The following is a 21,930-nucleotide window of genomic DNA, read 5'->3' on the forward strand; positions in this document are numbered from 1 at the left end:
TCAGCGGGCGGCGGCGACCACCGGGCGCGGGACCCGGGGAATGCCGGTCAGCCGGTTCTGCTCGCGCAGGGTGCGCAGGCGGTTCACCTCGGCGGTCCACTCGGCACCCCGGGGGGTGGCCCTGCCCTTGCGACGGCGGATGCGGTCGTCGTACGACTTGATGCCGAACGTCGCACGCTGGTTGGCCTCGGCCGCACGCAGAGCCTCGGTCAGCGCCCTGTCGAAGGCCAGCCCGGCGGCTCGCAGTTCCTGCACGGAAGCCAGATCGGCCTGCGCCCGGCGCAGGTCGGCCTCGGCCGCGCGCGCCTTCTCCAGAAGCTCGGGGAAGCCCTTCCCGACCTCCTGGTCAGCGTGGTAGCGAACCTCCGCCTCCCGGCTCACGCTCGGTCGGAAAAACGCCATCTTCTGCCCTCTCTCACCGGTCGCCGGGTCGCCTCCGGCAGGTCACCGGTCGTAGCCTACGCCGTTCGTCCCCACCTCAGGTACTCGGGATCGGCCGTGCCGGGAGCCGGCTCCCGGTATCGGGCGCGCACGGAACGGCCGTGTGCGAAGCGGATCGATCTGTCCGGCGCGCCTTCCTTTACGCAGTAAGGTCACCGGTGACAGGATGCCCCCATGCCTGCCAAGCGACCACCCATCCCGCTCTCCAGGGAGCGCATCATCGACGCCGCCCTCCACATCGCCGACGGCCAGGGGCTCCGGCGCCTGACCATGCGACGGCTGGGCGACGCGCTCCAGGTGGAGGCGATGGCCATCTACCACCACCTGCCCCGCGGCAAGGACGCCCTCATGGACGCGCTGGCCGAGCATGTCACCACGGTCCACGTCGAGCCCGGCGAGAGCTGGCAGGAGAGCGCGAGGGCCTGGTGCCGGGCGAGCCGCGCCGCGCTCAGGGAGCACCCGGGGGTGCTGGCGCTGGCCCTGACCAAGCCCCCGAGAGGCCGGGCCGCGATCGCGATCAGGGAGCAGACCGACCAACTGGCCGACGCGGGGCTGGCCGACGCGGCGGGAGCGGTGCGGGCGCTGAGGGCCTACGTCTTCGGCGCGGTGGCGGTGGAGGTGCAGCAGTCGGGCTGGGCCGAGCCCTCCGGCGACGAGAACGAGCCGTGGCGCCCCCCCTCGCAGGGAGGCGGCAGCCCCGGGGCGGACACCGACTTCGAGTACGGGCTGGACGCGCTCCTGGCCGGCCTGGGCAGGCGGTAGCCGGTAAGCGGCGAAGGCCCGCATCGGCGCACGTCAGGAAGTTGTAATCGATCGTTTACCCGACTCGCGGCGTGTCGCCCTTGGCCGAATATCCTTATATGAGGCATGCTGTGTTATAGGTCACATCCCCCGATAAAGCCCTGACGGACTGGCCCTCTACCAGTTCGTAAACAGTCCTAACGGGCTATGTCGCCGAGGTGCGATCGATCGCACACTTGATCTGCTTGATGTGCGAGCCTCGCTCTATCAGGGCTCGCATGGCCATATGTCAACATTCAGATGCTCGTCCCCGTCATGCGTGGGAACGGAGACCCATCGGTGACGGTGCCCGCCGGATGCCCGATGCCCACCCCGTACCCGGTGTGACCCGGGCGAGCCGACACGAGAGATCCGGAGGCACGCCGATGTGCCCGCACGAGCCGTCCTGTCCGCCCGCCGAGGCGCTGGACCGCGAAGCCGCCCGCACCATGGCGGCCCACCCCGAGCAGGGCTGGAGCCTGCTCTGCAACGGTGTGGTGCTGTTCGAAGACACCGGCGAGCTCCTCCCCGACGGCGCCGTCATCGAGCCACACCGGCCACTGGCCGGCGTCGCCTGACGGCACTCACACCGAACTCACACCGGGCCCGGCCGCATCCTCGCGTCGAGCCATTCGGCGACCACCTCGCCCACCCTGGCAGGGTCCTTCCCGAGGTCGTGGCCCTGTCCCGGCAGCACGACCAGGCGCGCGGCATCCGCCGCTTCGGGCACGCCGAACGGGTCCCGGTCTCCGTTCACCACCAGCACGTCCACACCCGCCGCGCGCAGCTCCCCGGCGCGTGACCGCTCCGGCCTGCCCGGCGGGTGCAACGGAAAGGCCAGCGCGACGACCAGGCGGGCCCCGACCCGGCGGGCCGTACGGCAGGCGACCCTGGCCCCGTTACTCCTCCCGCCCTGCGCGAGCGGCAGCCCCGGGTAGCGCTCGCGCAGGACGGCCACCAGCGTCTCCCACGCCTCGTCCTGTCTGGCCGCCGAACCCGGCGCCCGGGCACCGCGCATCCGGAACGGCTGGAGCACCCGTGCGACGGTCCCGCCGACCGCCGTCACGGCGTCCCGCACCGCCAGCAGGTCGGGGGCGTCCACTCCCCCGGCCGAGCCGTGGGTGAGCACCAGCAGGAAGCGCGGGGTGGCCACCTCGTCGATCTCCACCAGGGCCGGGCCGTGCGGGGTCGCGACCTCCAGAGGCGGGACGGTAGCCGGGCCGGACATGGGCTCGGAGATGGACACGGATCTCGTCCTAACGACTGATGCCCGTCGGCCGGGCGCGGGAGAACAATCGAAGAGTGCAGGACTACCAAGATATCCGCCAGGACATGCGCGCCACTCTCGAGGCCCGCCGTGATCTCGGCCCGGAGTACGAGACCGCCCTCATCGAGTCGTTCGTGTCACGCCTGGACGCGACCATCGCCCACCGGGTGCACGCCGAGATGCACGCCGCCGGGGCGCGCGGGGCGCGCAAGGCCGGGAACCCCTCGATCCCGATCGCGCTCGGCTCGATGGGCTTCGGCATCCCGCTGACCGCCATCGCGGCGGCCGAGGCGGGCAGCGCCGGACTGCTGCTGGCCTGGGGCGGCATCGTCGCGATCAACGTCGCCCACGCCCTGAGCCGCCGGCGGGAACGCGACTGACCGTTCCGGACCGCCCGCCGGACCGGCATTCCATCGGGCGCGTCCCGGTCACGCCGGACCCCGCCCCGGGGTCCGGGCCCAGCCGTCCCAGGGGTCCCAGGGGTCAAGCACCACGGGATTCGGACGTCGCGCGACTCAGACGTCGCGGCCCCGGCGGAGACGGACCTCACCGGCGAGGTCGGCGTCGGCACTGTCGAGGCCGTAGCGCCAGACGCGCTCGGCGTCCTCGCCGCGTCCTCTGAGCGGGAGCGTGCGGGCCAGGAGCTCGATGGCAAGCGCGCCGGTCTCGACATCGCCGCCCTCCTCGATCGCACCGGAGAACTCGGCGCACGCCAGCTCCAGGTGGGCGATGCCGAGCATCACCCGCAGCCTCGGCACCTCGGCCGCGTCCGGCACCGAGAGCGCCTCCAGCAGCACCTGGGCGGCCTCCCCCGGCTCGCCCTCCTCGATGAGCGCCTCCGCCAACCGCTGAGCGGCACGAGGAGCGACCTCCGGGTCTCCGGTGGCCAACGCCTCACGCAGCGACCGTTCGGCCTCCTCCGCGCCCGTGGCGAGCCTGGCGAGGGCCATGTGCGCCGATGGGACGTAGGCGGGGTGGCCGACGCCCAGCGCGGCCTGCCAGGCGGCGCGGGCCTGGTCGGCCATCCCCTCCCGCTCGAAGCTCCCCGCGAGCAGGCAGGCGGCCTGGGCGGCGAACTCCGGGTGCCCTGTCGCCAGCGCGGTGCGCGCGGCCGCGCGGGAACCCGGCACGTCTCCGCGCTCCTGGAGCACCACGGCGAGACCCACCGCCGCCTGTGCCCGATCGGGTTCGTCGGGGTCGGCGGCCAGCTCCGCGAAGATCACGGCGGCGCCGTCGAGGTCGCCGGACTCGGCCAGTCTTCGCGCGGTGTCCAAGGGACGGGTGTCCACCTCAGGCATGCAGGGTCCTTCCCGGATACGGAGACGCCCCGAGCCTAACGACTCGGGGCGCCGTCCGTCCTCCCGCATTCCCTACGGATACGCGGTTCTCGCGAGATGCGGGCCGCGGCGAGGATCAGTCTTCGTATGCCTCCAGGGGCGGGCAGGAGCACACCAGGTTGCGGTCGCCGTAGGCCTGGTCGATGCGGCGGACCGGCGACCAGTACTTGCCCTCGCGCAGCGAGGGCAGCGGGTAGGCCGCCTCGGTGCGGGTGTAGGGGTGCCCCCACTCGTCGGCGACGAGGCTGCCGGCCGTGTGCGGGGCGTTGCGCAGCGGGTTGTCGACCCTGTCGTAGGCGCCGGAGGCGACCTTCTCGATCTCACCGCGAATCGCGATCATCGCCTCGCAGAACCGGTCGAGCTCGGCCAGGTCCTCGCTCTCGGTCGGCTCGATCATCAACGTGCCGGCCACCGGGAAGGACATGGTCGGGGCGTGGAAACCGTAGTCGACGAGGCGCTTGGCCACGTCGTCGACCGTCACGCCGGTCTCCTTGGTGATCTGGCGCAGATCGATGATGCACTCGTGGGCGACGAGGCCGCCGCGGCCGGTGTAGAGAACCGGGAAGTGGGGAGCGAGCCTGCGGGCCAGGTAGTTGGCCGACAGGATGGCCTGCTCGGTGGCCGCCTTCAGCCCGTCGGCGCCCATCATCCGGATGTAGGCCCAGGAGATGGGCAGGATGCCGGCGGAGCCGTACGGTGCGGCCGAGACCGGGCCGACCGCCGAGCCGCCGCGCAGCGGGTGGCCTGGCAGGTAGTCGGCCAGGTGGGCGCGGACCGCGACCGGGCCGACACCGGGGCCGCCGCCGCCGTGCGGGATGCAGAAGGTCTTGTGCAGGTTGAGGTGGGAGACGTCCGCCCCGAACTCGCCCGGCCTGGCCAGGCCGACCAGAGCGTTGAGGTTCGCGCCGTCGACGTAGACCTGCCCACCGGCCTCGTGTACCAGCTCGCAGACATCGACGATCGTCTCCTCGTACACGCCGTGCGTGGACGGGTAGGTCACCATGATCGCGGCAAGCCGGTCGCGGTGCTTTTCGATCTTCGCGACGAGGTCGTCGAGGTCCACGTTGCCGTTGTCGTCGCAGGCGACCACGGCGACGCGCATGCCGGCCATCACGGCGCTGGCGGCGTTGGTACCGTGCGCGGACGAGGGGATCAGGCAGACGTCACGATCCGACTCGCCACGCGCCGTATGGTAGGCGCGGATCGCCAGAAGGCCGGCGAACTCGCCCTGGGAGCCGGCGTTCGGCTGGATCGACACCGCGTCATAACCGGTGACCTCGGCCAGCCAGCGCTCCAGCTCCCCGACCAGCTCGGCGTAGCCCGCCGCCTGGTCCTCCGGCGCGTACGGGTGCAGCCCGGCGAACTCCGGCCAGGTGATCGGCTCCATCTCGGTGGTCGCGTTGAGCTTCATGGTGCAGGAGCCCAGCGGGATCATCGACCGGTCCAGCGCGACGTCCTTGTCCTGGAGCCTGCGCAGGTAGCGCAGCATGGCCGTCTCGGAGCGGTGGCTGTGGAAGACCGGGTGGGTGAGGTAGTCGCTGACCCGCGCCAGCGCGCCGGGCAGCGCGTCGTGCGCGGCGGCGTCCAGGTCGGCCAGCACGGTTCCGCTGACCTCGAAGGCGGCCAGGACCTGCTCCAGATGGAGCACCTCGGTCCTCTCGTCGCAGGTGACGCCCACGTGGTCGGCGTCGACCAGGCGCAGGTTGACGCCGTTCTCCCGGGCCGCGGCGACGACTTCGGCGGCACGCCCGGGCACCCGGGCGAGCACGGTGTCGAAGAAGGTGTCGTGGACCACCTCGACGCCGCCCTGGCGCAGCCCCTCGGCGAGCACGACGGCGTGCCGGTGGACGCGGCGGCCGATCCTGCGCAGACCCTCGGGGCCGTGGTAGACGGCGTACATGCCGGCGATCACGGCGAGCAGCACCTGCGCGGTGCAGATGTTGCTGGTGGCCTTCTCGCGGCGGATGTGCTGCTCGCGGGTCTGGAGCGCGAGCCGGTAGGCGGGACGTCCCTCGACGTCCTGGGAGACGCCGACCAGGCGGCCGGGCAGCTGGCGCTGGAGGCCGTCACGGACCGCCATGTAGGCGGCGTGAGGACCGCCGAAGCCGAGGGGGACGCCGAAGCGCTGCGAGGAGCCGATCGCGATGTCGGCGCCGAGCTCGCCCGGCGCGGCCAGGAGGGTGAGGGCGAGCAGGTCCGCGGCGGCGACCACCTGGGCACCGCGCGCGTGGGCGGCGTCGGCGACGGCTCGGAAGTCGCGGATCCTGCCGCTGGCGCCGGGGTACTGCACGAGCACGCCGAAGCAGTCGGGAAGCTCCCCGGTGAGGTCGCTCTCGACCAGCTCGATGCCGAGCGGCTCGGCACGGGTGCGCAACACCGCCTTGGTCTGCGGCAGCGCGTCGGCGTCGACCACGAACACCTTCGACGGGGTGCGGCCCGCGCGGCGGGCCAGGGTCATCGCCTCGGCCGCGGCGGTGGCCTCGTCCAGCAGGGAGGCCCCCGCGACGTCGAGGGCGGTCAGGTCGGAGACGACGGTCTGGAAGTTGATCAGGGCCTCCAGCCGGCCCTGGGAGATCTCCGGCTGGTAGGGCGTGTAGGCGGTGTACCAGCCCGGATTCTCCAGGAGGTTGCGGCGGATGACACCCGGGGTGATCGTGTCGTGGTAGCCCAGGCCGATCATCGAGGTGAGCAGCGTGTTGCGCCCGGCGAGGACCCGCAGCTCGGCGAGGGTCTCGGACTCTCCTGCCGCCGGGGGCAGACCCAGCCGGGCGAAGGAGCGGATCGCCTCGGGCACGGCCACCGCGACCAGGTCGGCGACGGAGGCGAATCCGACCGCCTCCAGCATGCGGGTCTGGTCGGCGTCGTCGGGCCCGATGTGACGGGTCGCGAACGGCGGGGGAGCGAGTTCGCTGAGCGATGACAGATCGGTCATGAGAAGCCTCTCGGGCGGGGTGGAGACCGGTGCTGGGCGCGGGCGTATGCCGGCTCTCCCCCTCTGTCATCACGACTGTCATCACGACGTGGTCGCTACCTGAGAGCTTCACCTGCCCTTGCCGGGAGGCTTGCACCGTCGGTGAGACGCGCCTGGCGGGCGCGCCTGCTTTCCAGAGTTGCCTCGTCCGTGCGGTACAGGGTGCCTGAGAGATTCCGGGGAGGTTGCTCCTTCGGCGCCCCGATCGCGGTCGGGGTCTCTCCCGCACAGGGTCAGCGGCAAGTCCGAGTTTACCCGGTTCGTCGCGCTCGGCGGCGACGGGCCAACTCATCGGCCTGATGATCGCCTAAAGGGCCCCCGCCCGACTCCGCGCGTTCGCCGGGAAGATCCGCGAGGGAGCCCTCCACCTCCTGCCACACCCGTCCCAGCGCGATACCGAAGACTCCCTGGCCACCCTGGAGCAGGTCGATGACCTCGTCGGGCGAGGTGCACTCGTAGACGCTCACCCCGTCGCTCATCAGAGTGATCTGGGCCAGGTCGTTGACGCCCCGCTCCCGCAGGTGCTGCACGGCGATGCGGATCTGCTGGAGGGAGACGCCGGTGTCGAGGAGGCGCTTGACAACCTTGAGGACCAGAATGTCACGGAAGCCGTACAGCCGCTGGGAGCCGGAGCCGTGGGCGGCTCTCACGGTGGGCTCGACCAGGCCGGTCCGCGCCCAGTAGTCGAGTTGCCGGTAGGTGATTCCTGCCGCCGAACAGGCCGTCGGCCCCCTGTAGCCGATGTCGGCGGGTACTTTCACCGGTTCCCCGTCGAACAGCAGACCCTCTTCACCCGCGCGCTGACGTGCCGACTGGCGCCGTTCCGGGTCATCCTGGTCGGCGTTTCTACCCTCGCCGCTGCTGACCGCCACGCGGACCTCCGGCTTTCTCTCATCCCACGGCCTGATCTGGGGGTTTACGCACGACCGCAGGTTTCACTTGCACCGTAGGACTGGGGCCAAGTCCAGTCAACGACCCCACCCGGCGCGTCGTGAAGCGTAAATGCACCGAAATTCCTACCCCGCGCGGCCGAAGTCCTCAGGCGTGATCGTGTCAAGGAACTCCCTGAACTTCTCCACCTCGTCCTCCTGGTCGTCAGGGATGATCACCCCTGCCTCCCGTACCACATCCTCACTCGCGAAGATACGTGCGCCGGTGCGAAGTGCCAAGGCGATCGAGTCGGAAGGACGCGCGCTCACCTCGACCCCGTTGGAGAACACGAGGTCCGCGAAGAAGATGCCGTCGCGTAAAGCGACGATGTTGACAGTGCTCAACCTGACTCCGAGCCCCTCGAGCACGTCCCGGAACAGGTCGTGGGTAAGTGGCCGGGGTGGTGGTTCCTCGGCCTGGGCCATGGCGATCGCCGTGGCTTCCGTCATGCCGATCCAGATAGGTAGGTAACGCTCCCCATGCGTCTCTTTCAGCAAGACGATCGGCTGGTTGGAGGGCATTTCAACTCGAACGCCCACGACCTCCATCTGCAACACGGGCTGCTCCGTCTTCGCTGGATTCCGACCGGTTTGTTCAACGTAACACTCGTGGGGGTACGAGTGCCTGGTCAGGCTCTCACCGGCCCAGTGCCCCACGGACTCCGGAACGCAGCAACGAGGCGTGCAATTCCAGCAGGAGGCCGGAGATCTCCCTCGCCGTCTCGTCCGCCTGGTCGATCGCGCCGGGGCCGCGACGGCGCAGCAACGGGGCGACGGCCTGTTCCACCAGTCCCGCCTCGCGTTCCGCGGCGGCCTTGACCGCCCGCAGGTGGCGGGCGCGCAGGCCGAAGGCGGCCAGGGCGCCCACACTGCGGGCCACGACCAGTGCCTCGGCGTCGTAGTAGCGGGCCACGGCGGCCAGCAGACCGTAGTCCTCCAGCTCCGTGAGGGTCTCCTCGTCGAGCTCGGCGGCGGCGAGGAACTCCTCTCGGGTGAGGCGGACCTCGGGGGGCGCGTCGTCGGGGACGGCCCGCGGCCGGGCCGCCGGGCGCTCCTCGCGGTCGGCCGCCTCCAGATGATCCTTGATCACGCGCAGCGGCAGGTAGCGATCACGCTGCTCGCTGAGGATGTAGCGGAGCCGCTCGACGTCTGCGTAGGTGAACTTGCGATAACCGGAGGGACTGCGCTCCGGCTCGATCAGCCCCTCGCCCTCCAGGAAGCGAATCTTGGAGATGCTGACATCGGGGAACTCGCCCTGCAGGAGAGCGAGCACCTCCCCGATGCTCATGTGCGCACGAGCGGCCTGCGAGCTCATCATCCTCCAGCGGCGCCGCGGGTGAGGAAGACGAGGCGGAACTTGCCGATCTGCACCTCGTCCCCGCCGTACAGCGGGACCTCCTCGATGCGCTCACGATTGACGTACGTGCCGTTCAGGCTACCGACGTCGCGGACCGTGAAGACACCGCCGCCGCGCCGGTAGAACTCCACGTGACGGCGCGAGACCGTGATGTCGTCGAGGAAGATGTCGCTCTCGGGGTGGCGGCCCACCGTGGTGAGGTCGCTGTCGAGCAGGAACCGGCTGCCGGCGTTGGGGCCGCGCATCGCGACCAGCAACGCGGTGCCGGCGGGCAACTGCTCGACGGCCTGCCGCTCGGCGAGAAGCGTCTCACCGGTCTCCGCCTCGTAGGCCTCGATCCCGGAGAGGGAGATCGTCGATGTGCTGTCTCCGGGTGTGTCGGACCTGGTAAGCGGCGACCCGCATCGTGAACAGAAACGGGCATCCTCAGGATTGGCATGACCGCACTGCGTGCAGTAGACGCTCGGCATCGATCGGCTCGGCCTCCTACCGCGAAGACGCGGCAACTGTGCTCAGTGATGCGCGCCTCGCTTCTTCGCTTCTCAAGGGTTTTCTCAGACTGCGAATGCCGCAACATACAGTGATGAGGCGCGAAGGTCAAGGTTGACGCTGAACCGCGGGTACGGTCGGTGACAAAGTTACAGGGGACACTGCCCCTGGTCCATGGCGCCGCGCGGTATTTGTCGCGCGGGCCGCCTCAACCCCCGGCGGCCTCCTCCACCACCCGCGCCCAGCGCTCGATCAGGGTCTGGGCGGAGTCGACGTCGAACCCCTCGGCCCACAGGTGGGTCACCGCCTCGGTCGGGTCGGGCAGCACCAGGGTCCAGCTGCCGTCCTCCGAGACGACCCGCACCCCGTCGGTGGTGTCGATGCGGTGGTGCTCGGCGGCCTCGATGACCGAGCGCATCACCGCTCCCTTGGCCGCCCACGGAGTCGGCACGGTACGGCGCAGCAGCTTGGCCTCGGGTATCCTGGCGTCGATCTGGCTGAGCGAGAGCCGGGTCCTGGCCACCAGCCCGAGCAGGCGCAGGAACACCGCCAGACCGTCCACCGTGGGGCCGAACTCGGGCACGATGAAACCGCCGCGCCCGTCGGCCGCGAAGATCATCTCCGGACCCCTGGCGGCGGCGGTGAGCGCGTCGATCGCGGTGGACGTCCACTCGGCCTGGACCCCGTGGAACCTGCAGACCTGCTCTGCCACCCGGGTGGTGGTGACCGGCAGTGCCACCCTGCCGCCGCGGCGCTCGGCCGCGACCAGGTCGAGCACCACCAGCAGGGCGCGCTCCTCACTGATCAGCTGGCCCATCTCGTCCACCAGCGCGACCCGCTCCCCCACCGGGTCGAAACGCACCCCGAAGGCCGCCCTGGAGGAGCTGACGAGCTCCGACAGGCGCTGCAGGTCGCGACGGCGCTCGGCGAGGGTCTCGGTGGGCGAGGCGTCGTCCAGCCGGTTGTTGACGGTCAGCACGTCCACCCCGACCCGGCCGAGCAGACTGGGCAGCACCAGCGAGGAGGTGCCTCCCGCGCAGTCGACCACGACCTTCATGTCGGCGTCACGTACCCCGCTGATGTCGACCAGGCGGAGCAGCTCGTGCGTGTAGTCCTCCACCGCCCTGGCGGGGAAGCTCAGCTCGGCGATCTCACCGGGGAAGGCGCGGCGGAACTCCTGCCGGGAGAAGACCCGGTCCAGCTTGCGCTGGGCCGGCGGCGACAGGTCCGCGCCGTGCTCGTCCATGAAGACGATGTCGACGCTCTGCGGGTCGCCGGGGGTGGTGCGCAGCGCGATGCCGCCCACCGCGTTCTCCCTGGCGGTGTGGAAGCGCGCCACGGGGAGCGGGGACGCCTCCAGGTCGAGCACGTTGATCGCACTGGCGTTGAGGGCGCTGATCACGGCCCGCTTCAGCGCCCGCGCGGCGCGGGAGGAGTCGCGGGAGGTGATGACCGAGGCGCCCTTCTTCAGGGTGGTGGCGTAGGCGCTGGCGAGCCGCACGCACAGCTCGGGGGTGATCTCCACGTTGACCAGCCCGGAGACCCCCCGGGGGCCGAACAGGTTGCGCTGGGCGCGCGGCTCCCAGATGACGCTGTTGTTGATCACCGCCCCGGCCTCGATGGTCTTGAACGGGTAGATCTTGACGCCGGAGGAGATGTACGCCTCGGCCTCGATGATGCACTCGTCGCCGATGACGGCGCCCTCCTCGACCCTGGCCGCGGTCATCAGGTCGGTGTTCTTGCCGATCACGCAGCCGCGCAGGTGGGCGCTGGGCCCGATGTAGACGTTGTCGTGGACGACCGCGCGGTGCAGGAAGGCCCCCTCTCTGACCACCGCGTTGCTGCCCAGCACGGTGTACTCGCGCAGCTCGGCCCCCGCCTCGACCTTGGCGTAGTCGCCGATGTAGAGCGGGCCCTTGAGGATGGCGTCGGTGTCGACCGAGGCTCCCTCGGCCACCCAGACGCCCGGCGAGACCTCGAAGGCGTCGATGTCGACCCTGACCCGGCCCGACAGGACGTCGGCCTGGGCCTTGAGGTAGCTCTCGTGGGTGCCGACGTCCTCCCAGTAGCCGTCGGCCACGTAGCCGTACAGCGGGGCTCCGCGCTCCAGCAGCCGGGGGAACACGTCTCCCGACCAGTCGACGGACTCCCCCGCCGCGATCTCGTCGAGGACCTCGGGCTCCATCACGTAGATGCCGGTGTTGACGGTGTCGGAGAAGACCTGGCCCCAGGTGGGCTTCTCCAGGAAGCGCTCCACCCGCCCGTGGTCGTCGACGATGACGATGCCGAACTCCAGCGGGTTGGGAACGCGCTTGAGCCCGATCGTGACCATCGCGCCGTTCTCACGATGGAAGCGGATCATGTCCGTCAGGTCGATGTCCGTCAGCGCGTCGCCGGAGATGACCAGGAAGCGGTCGTCGCGCAGCCGGTCCGCGGCGTTCTTGACGCTGCCCGCGGTGCCGAGCGGGGTGTCCTCGGTGGCGTAGTGCAGGCTCATGCCGAGCTCGTCGCCGTCGCCGAAGTAGTTGCGGACCAGGGCCGCCAGGAACTGCACGGTGACCACCGTCTCGGTGAAACCGTGCCGTTTCAGGAGGCGCAGCACGTGCTCCATGATCGGCCGATTGATCACGGGCAGGAGAGGCTTGGGCTGGTTCGCGGTCATCGGCCGGAGCCGTGTCCCCTCCCCGCCCGCCATGACGACGGCCTTCACAGATCACCTCTTAAGGCGTTTGGCCTCGCTTGTCAGCTGACGCACCTGTACCCAATACAGCACTCCGGACCACCAGTACAGGCCTGTGCCCCAGATGGCCAGGGACCAGCCGACGATCCGGGCGGGATCGGCGTACCAGGCGTCGTGGTGGGCGAGGAAGAGCAGGGGGAAGGCGTAGAGGAGGTTGGCGGTGGCGGCCTTGCCGAGGAAGTGCACGGGCAGCGCCGGGCCGTAGCCGAGGCGGCGCAGGATGAGCGGGATGCCCAGCAGCATCACGTCGCGCAGCGGGACGGCCAGTGCCAGCCACCAGGGGATGATCTCGCGCATGGCGAGGCCGAACAGGGTGGCCAGGATGTAGAGCCGGTCGGCCAGCGGGTCGAGCAGACGGCCGAGCCGGCTGGTCTGGTTCCAGGCGCGGGCGATCTTGCCGTCGAGCCAGTCGGAGAACCCCGCCAGCATCAGCAGCGCGACGGCCCAGCCGTCGGCCTTCGGGCCCAGCACCAGCCAGAGGAAGACCGGCACCCCCAGGAGCCTGGCCAGGCTCAACGCGTTGGGAACCGTCCAGATTCGATCTTCGGCTCCCGATGCTTCCGGATTCACCGGTCCGTCTCCCTCCCCCGTGCCTGATGCGACCCTACCCGTGCGGGGCTCACACGGGCCGTACGGCCATCCGGCGAGGGGGCGGGCGCGGACCGCCGGGCGCGCGACCAGGGGGCGCCCGGGGGCGCGACAGAGCCCGGGGCGGCGGCCGGAGGCGAGGTGGGAGGAGTGCGGGGAACCACGCCGCCGCGGCCGCGCGGCGGCGTGGTTCCGATCGGCGGCGTCATCCGATCCCGGAGACGCCGCCCGGATCAGGAGCGGCGCGCGGCGGCGCCCGGGGACCAGGCCCAGACGAGCACCGCGACGGTCATCCCGAACAGGGCCAGCCCGCTGGGGACGTGGGTGCCGAGCGCCTCCCAGCTGAAGTGCTGTGCCATGCCGACCAGGAAGAGGCCGACGCTGGCCAGCGCGGGCCAGCCGGCACCGCGTCCGGGGCGCCAGACCATGACGGCCACGACGATCTGCAGCAGTGCGATCAGGTGCACCACCATCCCGGCCAGCACGTGGGTCTCGGCCAGCGCCTCCCCGCCGTGCACCGCCTGGCCGGCGAACGAGGCGGCGGCGATGAGGCCGGCCGCCTGGGCGACGACCAGGATGCGCAGGCCGTACAGCAGGCCCGCGGGGACCGGGCGATTCCCCGCCGGCCTCAGTGGGGAGATGACCTCCTGCATGTGATGTGTCCTTAACCTTGGATGACTGGTTCGGAACACATCGTGGCCGCGGGGCGTCAGCCGATCGTCACCCTGGGGGCTGACCTCGCTGTCCACCTCTTGGCGGATTCTCCGGCCGGTGTGCGTTCACCGGCCGGGGGCGCCGCCTCGCACGCGACCGAAAATCGTACCGAAATGACGCGCGCGACGCCCCGGCGCACCCTTTACGCTTCACAGCATGACCAATGACACCACGCTCTTTCTTGGGCAGTGGATTCGCTCGCCGGGCACCGTCGGAGCGGTGGCGCCGAGCTCGCGGCGGCTCGCCGAGGCGGTGGCCTCGCCGGTCCCCCACCGGGGGGATCCGGTGATCGTCGAACTCGGCCCGGGCACCGGTGTGTTCACCGCGGAGATCCAGCGCAGGCTGGGGGGCCGGGGGCACCACATGGCCGTCGAGATCAACCCCAGGCTGGCCGATTTCCTCGCCGCCAGGAACCCCGGGGTGGACGTCGTGACCGATGACGCGGCGCGGCTGCCCCAACTGCTGCGGGAGCGCGGTCTCCCCAGGGCCGACGTGATCGTGAGCGGGCTCCCCTGGGCCTCGTTCTCCGAGGAGACACAGGGCCGCCTGCTGGACGCGGTCATCGCGATCATGGGTCCGCACACGGCCTTCACCACCTTCGCCTACAGTTTCGCCAAGCACCTTCCTCCCGCACGGCGTTTCAGGAAGCGCCTGGTCGACACCTTCGAGGAGGTCGTCGCGGGCCGCACGGTGTGGGGCAACGTACCGCCCGCCTTCGTCTACCACACGCGCAGGCCGCGCCTGGGTGCCGTCCAGCAGAACTGATCCCCGCGTCCCGGTGGCCCTGGAGGCTTACCGAACTTCGTTCTACGATTGCGCGCGCAACTAGAATGGAGTTGGTCACCGTGGACTTCACACTTCCGGAGAGCGCCCTCGCCGTCCAACGCGGCGTCGGCGACATCTGCGCGCGCTACGACCTGGACTACTGGCAGCGGTGCGAGAGTGAGAAACGCTGGCCGGAGGAGGTCTGGCAGGATCTGGCCAAGGGCGGCTGGCTCGGCCTGGCCGTGCCCGAGGAGTACGGGGGCGGCGGTCAGGGCCTGCTGGAGCTGGCCGTGGCCACCGAGACCCTGTCGGCCTCCGGCTCGGCCGGTGGCTCGGCGTTCACCTACGTGCTCACCCCCGGGTTCGGCGCCATGACCCTGGCCAGGCACGGCAGCCCCTGGCAGCGCGACGAACTGCTGCCCGGGCTGGCCACCGGCGAGCTGGAGACCTGCTTCGCGCTGACCGAGCCCGACGCCGGGTCCAACGCCCTGGGCATCTCCACCTCCGCCCGTCGCGACGGGGCGGAGTTCGTCGTCAACGGCCAGAAGATCTGGATCACCGGCGTGCAGCGCGCCACCTGGATGCTCCTGGTCACCCGGACCATCCCGGCCGCCGAGGCCAAGCCCCGCACCAACGGCCTGACCGTCCTGCTGGTGAACGTCCCCGAGGCCGTCGCGGCCGGTCGGCTCTCCTTCCAGCCCATCCCGAAGATGGGCGCCAACACCACCCCGTCCAACATGGTCTTCATAGACGACCTGCGGGTCCCGGAGAGGAACGTGGTCGGTGAGGTCGATCAGGGCGCGCTGGTGCTGTGGGACATCCTCAACCCCGAGCGCGTCCTGCTGGCCGCCTCCGCGCTCGGCGGCGCCGAGGTGGCGCTGCGGGTGGCCGTGCAGTACGCCAAGGAGCGCGAGGTGTTCGGCCGTCCGATCGGCGCCAACCAGGCCATCGCCTTCCCTCTCGCCCAGGTCAAGGCCAAGATCGAGCTGGCCAGGCTGATGCTGTACAAGGCCGCCTGGCTGTTCGACAGGCAGTTGCCCTGCGGCACCGAGGCCAACATCGCCAAGCTGACCGCCTCCCAGGCGGCCTGGGAGGCGGCCGACCACGCGTTCCAGACGCACGGCGGCATGGCCTACTCGCTGGAGTACCCGGTGGCCCGCCTGCTGGCCGACGCCCGCATCGGCAAGGTCGCCCCCGTCACCGAGGAACTCCTGCTCAACTATCTGGCCACCCAGGTGCTCGGACTTCCCAGGAGCTTCTGACCTGATCGCCGGGTGCGCCCGCCCGGCCGGAGCCGGGCAGGGCGCACCCCCTATTTGAAAGCCTCCGCGAGACGGGCCGCGGCGTACTCGCGGGCCTCGGTCGCCTGGTCGAAGAAGCCCGGCAGGCCGAAGAAGCCGTGGATCGCCCCCTCGTACCTCCTGACCTCGACCGGCACCCCGGCCGCGGCCAGCTGGGCGGCGTACTCCTCACCCTCGTCACAGAGCGGGTCGCACTCGGCGGTGATCACCGTCGCCGGGGCCAGACCGGCCTTGTCGGCCAGCCGGACGGGAGCCAGCCGGGGGTCGACCGGATCGCCGCCGTACTGCGCGACGAACCAGGCCATCTCGTCGGCGCCGAGCCCGAAGCCGCTGGCGTAGGCGCGGTAGCTCCCGGTGTCCATGGCCACGTCGGCTATCGGGTAGACGAGCAGCTGGTGGGCCAGCCCGAACCCGGCATCCCTGGCCTGCCAGGCGGCCACGGCGGCCAGGTTGCCCCCGGCGCTGTCTCCGCAGACCGCGATGCGCTCGGGATCGGCCCCGTAGACGCCGGGGCGGCCGAAGACGTCCCGGACGACGCTCCAGGCGTCGTCGGCCGCGGCGGGGAAGGGGTGGTCGGGGGCGAGCCGGTAGTCGACCGAGATCACCACCGCCCCGTTGCGCACCGCGAGGTCACGGCCGAGGGCGTCGTTGCGGTCGACGCTGCCGAAGACCCAGCCTCCGCCGTGAAAGTAGACGATCGCCGGGAGGGGGCGGCCGTCCTCCGCCGGCCGGTAGACGCGGACCGGCACGCCCGCGACGACGTCATCCCTGACCAGCGGGAGCGGGATGATCGGACCACGTTGCTCGGCGAAGGCGTCGAGGGCCCGCATCGCGACGATCGTCTCGGCGGTGAGTGTGGAGAGCGGGACACCGAGGTCTGTCTGGAAAGTCTTCAGGTAGGCCTCGGCCTGCGGGTGCAACGGCATGGTCGGCACCTTACCCGCCGGGCCCGGTCGGCCGCGGGAGGCGTCGAGGCGTCGGTGTCGCCCCGCCGGGAGTCCCGGCCGCCACAACGCCCCCGGCCACCCGGAACCCCGAAATGACGGAAAGTCTCTCGAACAGCGAGCCCTCCGCTCAAAACGAACGTGATTATTATTCGCCTATTTTCCTCGAACCGGATTGTCCGGTCACCCAAAATAACTCCCTAATTACAGATAGTTAGATTTCCCACCATATTGCTGAGAAATGGTTGTGACGCCTACCCGGTGATGGAAGACTCGAATTTCGAGTGACCAGGTGAGCCGGGGCTGCCGGTCGCTCGTCACCCGGAGCCGTCAGGGAGGTGGATCTGCGTGATCGGACTTTGAGCCGATCAATTAGGGTGGGTTCGTTAAATGTCTTTGAATCCGCGTCTCGTCAAGGAAAGCTTCGCCATCGTCGAACCGGTCGCGGACAAGGCCGCGGCATACTTCTACGGACGCCTGTTCGCCGAGAGCCCGCACCTGCGGACGATGTTCCCACCGGCGATGGACGTACAGCGCGACCGCCTGTTCGGCGCGCTGACCAGAATCGTCTGGAGCCTGGACAGCCCCGACGGTCTGGCCTCGTTTCTGGGGCAGCTCGGCCGCGACCACCGGAAGTACGGCGTGCTCGCCGAGCACTACACCGCGATCGGCAACGCGCTCCTGGCCACGGTCAGGCGCTTCGCCGCCGAGATCTGGACCCCCGAGATAGAGGCGGCATGGACCGCCGCCTACACCGCCGCCGCCAATCTCATGATCGAATCGGCCGAGTCCGACGCGGGGGTGTCGCCCGCCTGGTGGCTGGCCGAGGTGATCGACCACGAACTCCGCACCCCGGACATCGCGGTGATCACCTTACGGCTCGACCAGGACCTGCCCTACCTGCCCGGCCAGTACGTCAGCGTGCAGACCGCGCGCTGGCCACGTGTCTGGCGTACCTTCTCCATCGCGAACGCGCCCCGGGACGACAACACGATCCGCCTGCACGTCCGCGCGGTCTCCGGCGGCTGGGTCTCCACCACGTTGGTCCAGCGCACCCGGATCGGAGACAACCTGATGCTGGGGCCCCCGATCGGCACCATGGTTCCCACCGACTCCGGACGCGACCTCCTGTGCGTGGCCGGCGGCACCGGCCTGGCACCGATCAAGGCCATCCTGGAGCATGTGATCGGCTCCGGGCGCCGCCCCAACATCCACCTGCTCCACGGCGCCCGCACCGCCGGGGAACTCTACGACCTGACCGACCTGTTCCGGATGGCGTCGGCCTTCCCGTGGCTGCGGGTGCTCCCCGTGGTCTCCGGACAACCCGGGTACGACGGCATGCGGGGCCAGGTGGCCGAGGTGATGGAGCGGTTCCACTCCTGGTCCGAACACGAGGCCTACGTCTGCGGCCCGACCGCCATGGTCAACGAGACGGTCCACCGGCTCCAGCGGGGCGGGATGCCCCTGGCCCACATCCACCGGGACATCGCGCAGGGCGAGCCTTGACCGACAATCAGGATTAATCCCCCAAAGTGATCACGCAAATTCCATAGAGTCCGGCGGGACACGGTATGGCATGGCAGCATGAGGCCCAATCCGAAAGGAGATGGTCATGCACGACTGCCCCCCTCACAGCCCGTGCCCCCCTCTCGACCGCCGCCCCCGTTCCCCGCACGTCTCCACAGCCGTCCATCCGCACGAATCCGCCCCCGGTCCCCTCCACCGGCGGCGGGCCCTCCAAGGTCAGGGCCATGCCCGCCTCCGGCATACGGCCATTTCCGGCCGCGGCACCCGTCCCTCGGGCGCACCGGCCCCGCCCGCCCCGCGCCACCCGGCGCTCTGAACCGATGGCCAGACCCGTCACGCTGGTGACCTTCATGCTTCCCGCCCCCCTGCGGCACTGGGCCGGCGAGAACACCGAGGTCCGCGTCTTCGCCGTCGCCGATCACGAGGGCGGCGATCCCACGCTGGGTTCCGCCCTCGACACGCTCCGCCGCACGCACCCGTCCCTGGAGCAACGGCTCCGCGACGACTACGGGAGCATCCGCCGCCATATCAGCATGTTCGTCTGCGGCGAGAACGCCCGGCATCTCGGCGGCCTCGACTGCGCACTGCCCCCGGGGGCCGAGATTCTCGTCCTGCCCACCCTCTCGCGCCGCCAGGAGACCACGAGCTGACCCGCCCGCGCCCCGGGCCACGTCCACGCGAGACCTCAGGCCGCGTGCCGAAGACCCGGCGGGCGACAGGACCTAGGGGGCGACCCTGCCGCCGGCCACGAAGGCCTCGTGCGTCAGGGGCATCAGCGTCGCCCAGGCGGCCTCCATCTTCTCCGCCACCATCTCGATCTCACGCTGCGGGAACGAGGGCACCTTGGCCTGCTCGTTCTTGGTACGCAGGGAGAGGAAGTGCATGAGCGAACGGGCGTTGCAGGTGGCGTACATCGAGGAGAACAGCCCGACGGGCAGCACCGCCCTGGCCACCTCGCGGGCGATGCCGGCCTCCAGCATCTCCCGGTAGGCGGCGTAGGACTGCCGGTAGGACGCCTCCATCGCCTCGGTGACGAGCTTGTGCTGCTCGGCGCTGCCCTCGGCGAAGACGTACTTACCCGGCCGGCCTTCCTGAACCAGCTTCCGCTCCACCCCCGGAACATAGAAATTGGGCTGGAGCTCGCGGTAACGCCCACTTTCCTCGTTGTACGAGTTGTGAACAACGATCCCATTGGCCAGGAAATTGTGCCAGGGACCCTCGACGGAAAGGTCGTAGGTCATCTCCTCGCCACCGTCCTCGATCGAAGTGATCAAGTCTGGCTTGGCCATGGCGATTTTCCCGCCACGCCTGGCCAGCGCCTGCTCCGAGTCGCTCTTCTTCCGGTGACAGGGCAGGCAGACAGGTGCCAGGTTGCGCTCGTCCAGTGCCTTCAGCAGATCGGCGGCGACAGGAACCACATGATCGAGCGCCAGATCCTCCCGCGCGAAGCTGCCGGAACAGAGATAACACGTGTCTATCTCTCCGATGAGCCTCAGCCGCTGCATGGAGGTCCAGACACCGATCCCACGGCGCAGGGACGGAGGGACCAGCGCCTCGGAAGGACGAGGGGCGGTGCCCCCGATCATCAGAGCGTCTCCGGCCCGCAGTTCCCCGGCTTTCCGCCATCCGTCGGGGGTGAGTATCGCGTGATCCACCGAGCATCTCAGCTCCTGACCGCTCGCGGTAGTCAGCCTGATCAGGCTCTTGACCCCGGACTCCATGACGTCGAGGATCCTGGCTCTCGAAGCCTGAAAGGTCGTCTCGTCGTAGCAGCGGACGTGGTTACGACGGACCGAATCGAGCTTCCTCAGCCGCCTGGAAGGGTTTTCCGCCCTGAACGCGGCCACTGCCCGCTCGGCGGATTCGCGAGTGTCGTGCAACCCCAGATAGTGCGACCGGTTCGCATGCTTGACTTGAGCGTTCCATTTTCGCGCTTTTTCATGCCAGGACACTCCTCCTCCGGTCCGAGGCAGCGTGTCCTCGACACCGTGATGCCAGAGCCGGTAAAGCTCTCCAATCGTCCGTCGACGGATGTGTCCCTTTTCACTCACCAATGTGATCTCTGAGTCGCCGGCGAGGCACCATCCGACCCTGTGGCGGTGAAATTCGCGGAAGACGAAGATCGGCGCGCTGACCAGGAAGGTCATCGAGTTGTGCTCGAAGGGGCTGCCATGCCGGTCGCGCATCAGGAAGTTGATCAGCCCTCTGGACCGCGCGGGATCCTTGCCGACCTCCTCCAGGGACTGTTCCCCCGCGGTCGAGACCCGCGCCGCCCAGAGCACGTCGGAGTCGGAGGCGCTGTGCTTGACCAACTCCACGGTCACGTCGTCAAGAAAACGTGCCTCTGCCTCATCGCCCGTCACCTGGATCCCCCTCGTCGCCTCGTCGGTCGCGCATATCGTAGCCGTAACGGCGAAGGCTCCTCCGCCGCCCCGAAGACGGGCGCCGCTCACAACCGGTAGATCCGGCGGGCGTTGCCCGAGCCGATCATCTGGGCCACCCGGACGGCGTCCGAGACGCTCCACTCGCCGTCGGCCAGTCGCGCGGCGAGCGCCCCGGCCAGCCCTCGCCGGTAGTGCAGGGCGCCAAGGTGACAGGTCTCCGCCACGCCGTGGCCGCCGGAGCCGAACAACTGCTTGTGGAACGGCGCCAGTTCGAGCAGTTCCGCCATGACCGCGGCCGAGCCCGTGGCGCTGCGGGTCAGCGCCGCGCCCACGTCGACGTAGACATGCGGGAGCACACCGGCGAGGTAGGCCGCCCGGCGGTGGAACGGGTGACAGTGCAGCAGGACGACGGGCACGCCCATCGGCTGCACGGCCACGATGAAGCCGGTCATCGGTGCCGGACCCGTGCCGTACCGGCCGGGGACCGCGTGGCCTTCGACGACGTCGGGAGTCCCGAAGGCACCGACGTCCACGCGGCCGCCGCGACCGGCATGGGCTCCCTGGCGCGCGCCGCCGTAGTGGGGGTGGCCGGTGTGGAACTGCAGCGGCCGCCCGTACTCCCTGGCCACGTCGACGGCCGTCCAGAGCAGGTGGCGCAGGAGCACCTGGTCGACGAGCCGCTCGCCCGGGCAGGCCAGCCGCCGGGTGGCCGCCGCGATCACCGCTCCCCGGCTCGGCCTGGCCGGGTCGAGATGGAGCCCGGACCTGTGGGCCGTGACCGACTTCAGCGCGACGGCGCGGACGGCCCGCGCGGCGAGGATCTGGGCGAGGGCCGAGATGTAGGAGACCCCCGAGGCCGCGGTCCTGGCCACCTCCTCCTCGGCCCGCTCGATGTGGACGACCCGCGCGGTGCCGGCGCCGCCCGCGTGGCCCATCTCGGCTGGCGGCAGCACCTCGGGCCCGCCGAGGTCACCGTCGGGACCACTGTCGGGACCACTGTCGGGACCACCGTTCGGGCCGTCCAAGTGGTCGAATCCGTCGAACAGGAAGGTGGCTATCCCGGCGGCGCCCAGCAGTCGCCGGTTCACCTCGGTGGCGCCCAACTCCGCCCGGCGGGCCAGGTACACGGCCGGCGGCACGTGCGGGGCGAGACCGAGGACGGGTGCGCACCAGCGACGGACCGCGGTGCCGACGGGGGTGTCGAAGTGGGTGGTGCCCGGGGGTGCCGGAGTTCCCGCGTCGCTGAGCAGCGTCTCGAACCGGGCCCTGGTCAGGTCGTCACGGCGCACGCCGTGGCAGTTCTGGTCGACCAGCGGCGCCAGCAGCGCCTCCCGTACGGCGTCGGGCAGCTCGACGGGCAGCACACCGTCCGACCTCATGCCCGCTCCTCCCCCGG

General features: G+C 70.4%; 21 protein-coding genes and 1 riboswitch. Of the genes, 7 read left to right on the forward strand and 14 right to left on the reverse strand.

Annotation, left to right across the window (positions count from 1 at the left end):
• Window positions 1-402: a hypothetical protein gene (locus tag ACFQVD_RS12035; RefSeq protein ID WP_386271098.1), complete on the reverse strand. Its 402-nt coding sequence runs from the start codon at window positions 400-402 to the stop codon at window positions 1-3.
• Between the two features lie 213 nt (window positions 403-615).
• On the opposite strand from ACFQVD_RS12035, the gene ACFQVD_RS12040 reads away from it, so the two are divergent.
• Together ACFQVD_RS12040 and ACFQVD_RS12045 are read left to right on the forward strand one after the other, a co-directional pair.
• The gene (locus ACFQVD_RS12040) at window positions 616-1,203 is read left to right on the forward strand and encodes a TetR/AcrR family transcriptional regulator C-terminal domain-containing protein (RefSeq protein ID WP_343978350.1); all 588 of its coding nucleotides are present in this window, start codon (window positions 616-618) and stop codon (window positions 1,201-1,203) included.
• 404 nt (window positions 1,204-1,607) lie between these two features.
• Entirely contained in the window at window positions 1,608-1,799 is a 192-nt protein-coding gene (locus ACFQVD_RS12045; protein WP_030915037.1) for a DUF5999 family protein, read from the forward strand.
• A 17-nt stretch (window positions 1,800-1,816) separates the two neighbouring features.
• On the opposite strand, the gene ACFQVD_RS12050 is transcribed toward ACFQVD_RS12045, so the two are convergent.
• Window positions 1,817-2,449: an alpha/beta hydrolase family protein gene (locus tag ACFQVD_RS12050; protein WP_343978457.1), complete on the reverse strand. Its 633-nt coding sequence runs from the start codon at window positions 2,447-2,449 to the stop codon at window positions 1,817-1,819.
• Between the two features lie 104 nt (window positions 2,450-2,553).
• On the opposite strand from ACFQVD_RS12050, the gene ACFQVD_RS12055 reads away from it, so the two are divergent.
• Window positions 2,554-2,868 (forward strand): hypothetical protein, encoded by a 315-nt coding sequence (locus tag ACFQVD_RS12055; protein WP_343978355.1) that lies wholly within the window; start codon window positions 2,554-2,556, stop codon window positions 2,866-2,868.
• Window positions 2,869-3,003: 135 nt separating this feature from the next.
• Here the strand turns inward: ACFQVD_RS12055 and ACFQVD_RS12060 are convergent, their stop codons facing one another.
• The 9 genes from ACFQVD_RS12060 to ACFQVD_RS12100 form a co-directional block, all read right to left on the reverse strand.
• Complete coding sequence (locus tag ACFQVD_RS12060) at window positions 3,004-3,786, reverse strand: tetratricopeptide repeat protein (RefSeq protein WP_343978359.1); 783 nt, start codon at window positions 3,784-3,786, stop codon at window positions 3,004-3,006.
• A 115-nt stretch (window positions 3,787-3,901) separates the two neighbouring features.
• A complete protein-coding gene (gene gcvP, locus ACFQVD_RS12065) occupies window positions 3,902-6,757 on the reverse strand; it encodes an aminomethyl-transferring glycine dehydrogenase (RefSeq protein ID WP_343978362.1) in 2,856 nt (951 codons plus the stop codon).
• A gap of 182 nt (window positions 6,758-6,939) precedes the next feature.
• Window positions 6,940-7,032, reverse strand: a riboswitch (glycine riboswitch).
• 15 nt (window positions 7,033-7,047) lie between these two features.
• Window positions 7,048-7,668, reverse strand: a complete 621-nt coding sequence (locus ACFQVD_RS12070) for a MerR family transcriptional regulator (RefSeq protein WP_343978365.1) — start codon at window positions 7,666-7,668, stop codon at window positions 7,048-7,050.
• Window positions 7,669-7,812: 144 nt separating this feature from the next.
• The gene (locus ACFQVD_RS12075; RefSeq protein ID WP_326639501.1) at window positions 7,813-8,283 is read right to left on the reverse strand and encodes a bifunctional nuclease family protein; all 471 of its coding nucleotides are present in this window, start codon (window positions 8,281-8,283) and stop codon (window positions 7,813-7,815) included.
• Between the two features lie 79 nt (window positions 8,284-8,362).
• Window positions 8,363-9,013, reverse strand: coding sequence for a transcriptional regulator FtsR (ftsR, locus tag ACFQVD_RS12080; RefSeq protein WP_386271103.1), 651 nt, complete (start codon window positions 9,011-9,013; stop codon window positions 8,363-8,365).
• Between the two features lie 26 nt (window positions 9,014-9,039).
• Window positions 9,040-9,552 (reverse strand): FHA domain-containing protein, encoded by a 513-nt coding sequence (locus tag ACFQVD_RS12085; RefSeq protein ID WP_343978377.1) that lies wholly within the window; start codon window positions 9,550-9,552, stop codon window positions 9,040-9,042.
• A gap of 227 nt (window positions 9,553-9,779) precedes the next feature.
• Entirely contained in the window at window positions 9,780-12,281 is a 2,502-nt protein-coding gene (locus tag ACFQVD_RS12090; RefSeq protein ID WP_343978380.1) for a mannose-1-phosphate guanyltransferase, read from the reverse strand.
• 3 nt (window positions 12,282-12,284) lie between these two features.
• Complete coding sequence (locus ACFQVD_RS12095; RefSeq protein WP_343978383.1) at window positions 12,285-12,881, reverse strand: CDP-alcohol phosphatidyltransferase family protein; 597 nt, start codon at window positions 12,879-12,881, stop codon at window positions 12,285-12,287.
• A gap of 251 nt (window positions 12,882-13,132) precedes the next feature.
• A complete protein-coding gene (locus ACFQVD_RS12100) occupies window positions 13,133-13,552 on the reverse strand; it encodes a hypothetical protein (protein WP_343978386.1) in 420 nt (139 codons plus the stop codon).
• A 217-nt stretch (window positions 13,553-13,769) separates the two neighbouring features.
• Between ACFQVD_RS12100 and ACFQVD_RS12105 the strand changes: the two genes are divergently transcribed.
• Entirely contained in the window at window positions 13,770-14,378 is a 609-nt protein-coding gene (locus ACFQVD_RS12105) for a class I SAM-dependent methyltransferase (RefSeq protein ID WP_343978389.1), read from the forward strand.
• 80 nt (window positions 14,379-14,458) lie between these two features.
• Window positions 14,459-15,640 (forward strand): acyl-CoA dehydrogenase family protein, encoded by a 1,182-nt coding sequence (locus ACFQVD_RS12110; protein WP_343978392.1) that lies wholly within the window; start codon window positions 14,459-14,461, stop codon window positions 15,638-15,640.
• Between the two features lie 50 nt (window positions 15,641-15,690).
• Here ACFQVD_RS12110 and ACFQVD_RS12115 read toward each other — a convergent pair whose 3' ends face one another.
• The gene (locus ACFQVD_RS12115; RefSeq protein WP_343978395.1) at window positions 15,691-16,605 is read right to left on the reverse strand and encodes an alpha/beta hydrolase; all 915 of its coding nucleotides are present in this window, start codon (window positions 16,603-16,605) and stop codon (window positions 15,691-15,693) included.
• A 408-nt stretch (window positions 16,606-17,013) separates the two neighbouring features.
• Here ACFQVD_RS12115 and ACFQVD_RS12120 point away from each other — a divergent pair, with 408 nt between their 5' ends.
• Both ACFQVD_RS12120 and ACFQVD_RS12125 read left to right on the forward strand, forming a co-directional pair.
• A complete protein-coding gene (locus tag ACFQVD_RS12120; RefSeq protein ID WP_343978398.1) occupies window positions 17,014-18,129 on the forward strand; it encodes a globin domain-containing protein in 1,116 nt (371 codons plus the stop codon).
• 341 nt (window positions 18,130-18,470) lie between these two features.
• The gene (locus ACFQVD_RS12125) at window positions 18,471-18,800 is read left to right on the forward strand and encodes a molybdopterin synthase sulfur carrier subunit (RefSeq protein WP_343978401.1); all 330 of its coding nucleotides are present in this window, start codon (window positions 18,471-18,473) and stop codon (window positions 18,798-18,800) included.
• Window positions 18,801-18,872: 72 nt separating this feature from the next.
• Here ACFQVD_RS12125 and thyX read toward each other — a convergent pair whose 3' ends face one another.
• On the reverse strand, window positions 18,873-20,513 hold the full coding sequence (gene thyX / locus ACFQVD_RS12130) for an FAD-dependent thymidylate synthase (RefSeq protein ID WP_343978404.1): 1,641 nt from the start codon (window positions 20,511-20,513) through the stop codon (window positions 18,873-18,875).
• A gap of 86 nt (window positions 20,514-20,599) precedes the next feature.
• On the reverse strand, window positions 20,600-21,913 hold the full coding sequence (locus ACFQVD_RS12135; protein WP_343978407.1) for an amidohydrolase family protein: 1,314 nt from the start codon (window positions 21,911-21,913) through the stop codon (window positions 20,600-20,602).
• Between the last annotated feature and the right edge of the window lie 17 nt (window positions 21,914-21,930).

It is taken from the genome of Streptosporangium amethystogenes subsp. fukuiense (assembly GCF_042665875.1).
GTDB classification, from domain to species: Bacteria; Actinomycetota; Actinomycetes; order Streptosporangiales; family Streptosporangiaceae; genus Streptosporangium; species Streptosporangium fukuiense.